3 protein-coding genes are annotated in these 4,168 nt (G+C 36.4%); all 3 read right to left on the reverse strand.

Annotation, left to right across the window (positions count from 1 at the left end; translation table 11 throughout):
* Positions 1-316 precede the first annotated feature (316 nt).
* The gene (locus Q1A18_RS18900) at positions 317-1,114 is read right to left on the reverse strand and encodes a cation transporter (protein WP_092033954.1); all 798 of its coding nucleotides are present in this window, start codon (positions 1,112-1,114) and stop codon (positions 317-319) included.
* Positions 1,107-3,290: a TonB-dependent receptor gene (locus tag Q1A18_RS18905; RefSeq protein WP_299584680.1), complete on the reverse strand. Its 2,184-nt coding sequence runs from the start codon at positions 3,288-3,290 to the stop codon at positions 1,107-1,109. The genes Q1A18_RS18900 and Q1A18_RS18905 overlap by 8 nt, the downstream gene beginning before the upstream one ends.
* Positions 3,291-3,356: 66 nt before the next feature.
* Positions 3,357-3,767: a transcriptional repressor gene (locus tag Q1A18_RS18910; protein WP_299584683.1), complete on the reverse strand. Its 411-nt coding sequence runs from the start codon at positions 3,765-3,767 to the stop codon at positions 3,357-3,359.
* Positions 3,768-4,168: the final 401 nt, after the last annotated feature.

The raw sequence follows: 4,168 nt of genomic DNA on the forward strand, positions 1-4,168 counted from the left end.
AGTACGAGACCCGTACGCTGGGTGGTGTGAGGGGTTCCCCGCTAGGCTTTTAGCCTAGCGGCTTCCCACTCGATTGTATGCTGGTGTTTATCCTTCAAAGTCAATCCGTCTCAAGTTTTAACAAATTTAACAGTTTTCTTATCAATCTGCACAGACGTTGATTCGGAGTACAAATTTATTTTGTTTTTGTGGGTGGGTAAATCCCCAAACCGCCCTTAAAGGCGGTAATTAGGGTTGGCTTTGTAAGCTCTTTGGCAAGTTTAGGTTTAGAGTGGCTCGTGCGACTTGACAATGTGCTTACAAAAAGGGATGGCTATCATTTCCCAAGTTTCAATATTCTAAATGCACCCTGAGATACAATCAAAAAAACAATAGAACCAACAATCAAATCAGGATATTTTGATTGGGTCAGCAACACCAATACACCAGCTAAAATAACTCCTGAATTTATTATTACATCGTTGGAAGTAAAAATCATACTGGCTTTCATGTGTGCTTCTTTACTTTTCGATTTCTGGAGTAGGTACAAACAGATGGCATTGGCAGTTAATGCTAAAACTGAAACTCCAATCATAATTCTGTAGTCTGGCATTTCTTCAGAACCTATAAATCGTCTTACCACTTCTATAATACCTAAAAAGGCTAAGGATAATTGAAAATAACCACTCCAACGTGCAACTTTCTTTTTTCTCAGAACTGTTGAACCAACTGCCCAAAGACTTAATCCATATACAAAAGAATCAGCTAACATGTCTAAAGAATCTGCCACCAAACCCATTGACTTTGAAATAAGTCCGGTAGTCATTTCAATTATGAAAAATCCAAAATTAATTATGAGTATCGTCCATAACAGTTTTGATTGTACATCGGAACTTTCTATTGTTACTTCCTTTTCATCAATAGAACTTGAATATGTATGTTTTGCTCCAAAGTTTAATGATTCCAGACGCGATAATATTTCTTCATCTTCCCGAGAATGAAAAACAGTAAGATTGCGATTTTCAATATCGAATTCCAATTTCCTGATAACCTCTATTCCATCCAACTTCATACGAATCATGTTTTCTTCGGATGGACAATCCATTTTCGATATGTGGTATTCTGATTTAATCATTGTCGCCTGATAATCTAAGTTTTATTCCTCCATTAAATACAAATCCATCAGCCGGTGCCCAAATATCAGGGAAAGTAGGATTATTTGTTGGCGGCAAAACCAAAGGTTCAAAATCAGATTGCATAACGTTTGTAAAGTTCTCGAAATTCACGAATAAAGATAAACGTTCCCAATGTCGCATAATCATTATTCCCATTGTCCAATAATCTGTTTTTTGATTGTATAAATTATCGAACTGTTTCCCAGTGTAATAAACCTCATATCCAGCAGACCATTTTTCTTCAATTTCATAGAATAATACTGCACCCGCATTGTGCTTTGGTGTAAGTGGTTTCTGGTTATTGATATTATCGTATTGTAATTCGGTATTAACAAAGGCGTAGTTTAAATAGAGTTTAAAATCGTCGTATGTTAGTTTTATATTGGTTTCAAAGCCTGAACTTAAAATGTTACCATCAGCGCTTTCAAAATAAGCCATGCCCATTGTTTCGTCTTCCCGTAAAACCAATGCATTTTTTAGCTGAGTCAAAAAGAAGAGTTGGTTGATTGAGAAAGTCATTTCATCGCCCAATGCGGTTTTGTAATTTATATCGAAATTTCCTCCTATTGAAGTTTCTGCATCTACCAGGTCTTTTGATAATGGTTGAATATCCCGATAATAAATTCTCTCAGCATCTTCGGTGAAAATTGTAGGAAGCTTGTAACCCATAGCACCGCCAAGTCGTGAACTTAATTTATTGTTAGGTTTAAAAAACAATGAAAAACGTGGCAGCACAAATGTCCCATAGTCAGCATTGTAGTCGGTTCGTAAGCCAGTTTCTAACCCAAGTTTTTTACTAAAATCGGTAGTGTTTTGAATAAAGCCACCAAAGGTGTTATGTGTATAATCTCTTGCAGAATATGAGTCAGCGTCTGTCTCTGTAAACTGTTCGAGATAATGGTTTAATCCCAATTGCCATTCTGTATTATCGTTTTTATGCAAATTGTATATGGCTTCGGTAAAACTGGATAATTGATTTCCACTGAATCGGTAGTCTGGAATACTTAGTTTTCTGTCAAAATAGGAAACACTATTTTTAAAAGAGAATGTTCTGTCATCGGTTGTATTCCGAAAACTTAATTGCGTAGCATAACGTTCCGATTTATTTTCTTCGGAAAAAATATGTTCAGTACTTGTGTTTCCCTTTATCACTTCCATGTCTCCACCCGTTCTATTATCGATGGTAGTGTTTAACCCTAAACTTAATTCAGTGTTAGGATTGAAGTAGTAGTAGAATTTTGGATTTAGACTAAAAGTTTGCGCTTTGGGCATATTTGAAAAACCATCTTCGTCGGGGTCGAATGCGATTTGATTATTAGCTGAGCCATAAACTGAAAGACCAACTTTTCCGTATTTCTGCGCATAAAACAAATTGCCAGTTGTACCCAAAGCACTTGTTTGATTTAGCATAACATCAAGCTTTGCTTCCTCTTCTGGTCGTATGGTTACAAGGTTTACCAAACCTGCAATTGCTCCACCACCGTACAAAGTAGAATTACTCCCTTTAATTAGCTCAACTTGCTTTAAGTCAAGCGGTGGTATTTGCATAATAGATAACCCTCCGGCGAAACCACCATAAAGTGGCATTCCATCTTTTAATATTTGTGTGTATCGACCATCCAAACCCTGAATGCGAATACTCATATTTCCAGAACTAAGTGAGGTTTGCTGCATATGCACACCTGTGGTTTCTCTTAAAAGCATGCCAATATTTGTTGAGTTCATAGCTGCTTTTTCGCCTAATTCTTCGCCTGTAATTGCTTCAATTCTTGTTGGAATATCCTGAATTGTTCGGGAAGACCTTGTTGCTGCAATTACAACTTCTTCAAGTTCTTCTCCTTCTTCCAGCTCAACTTCAATCGTTTTGTTGTTGTCATCTGGAAAAGATAAAGTAATTTCCTTTTCTTCAAAGCCGACAAAAGAAATTACAAACTCTATTTCGCCATTGGGTAAATTCTCCAATCTTGCAAAACCCTCATTATTTGTAATTGTACCTGTCGTCGTTCCTTCAATAATTACACTTGCTCCAATTAAGGATTCGCCAGATTCTTCTTTTACCTCAAAAGTTATTTTGTTTTGTGCGAATAATAAACCTGTTGAAAAAAGAAGTAATAGAATAGTGAATGTTTGTTTCATAGCATAACTTTTAAAAATTATGTAACAAAACTACTGAATGAGTACGTGCAACAGTATTGCAAAGTTTTATCGGCAATTAGGGCAAATTCCTTTTACCACAAAATTGGCATTTTCAAACGAGAAGCCTTCTGCTAAATCCATCTTTGGAACTGGCATGTCTTTCATACAGTGAGTTTGACCGCATTTATTGCATAAAAAATGAATATGAAGGTCATCGGGTTTGCAGGTACAATCATCATCGCACAAGGCATATTTTACCGCTCCCGTACCATCGTCAATGCTGTGAATAAGGTAGTTGTCCTGAAACGTCTTGAGCGTACGAAATATAGTTGACCTTTCAACATTGACAAACTGCTGTTCTATTTCATAAAGGCTTAATGCTTTCTTTTGTTTTTCTAAAATCTCGTAAACCAATTGGCGCATAGCGGTTGGTTTGATATTCTTTTGTTCTAATTTTTTATCTGTTTTACCTTTCATAAATGTAAATGTACAATGATTAAGCTAATGTAGCGCAGGCAAAAAAACAACTCTTTTGCAAACTTTGGATTGCAGGGCTGGCTTGCAGCGGTTTGCAAATGTGTTGTTTTGTGCGGTTGGGTTTCTTTTGTCTTTGCGGGGGGGAGAGAAAAAACAAAATAAATTACCCTCAATATGCACTGACCTTTTTACGAAGCACCAAATCAATAAATTTTTCTTTCTATTAATTAATCTTTTATTTCAAAGCATCGAGTTTTGTCTTTTTACACTTGCATACAACGTTTTGGCTATGCGCAGTGTCCCGAAGGGCATTGCGTATAGGTGTTGTGTGTGCCCAGCATGAGCATGTGCACACACTACTGAAAGCTCTTAAAAAATGTTTAAAATACAAATTTTTGGAG

This window comes from uncultured Sunxiuqinia sp. (assembly GCF_947495665.1).
In the GTDB taxonomy this organism is placed as follows: domain Bacteria; phylum Bacteroidota; class Bacteroidia; order Bacteroidales; family Prolixibacteraceae; genus Sunxiuqinia; species Sunxiuqinia rutila.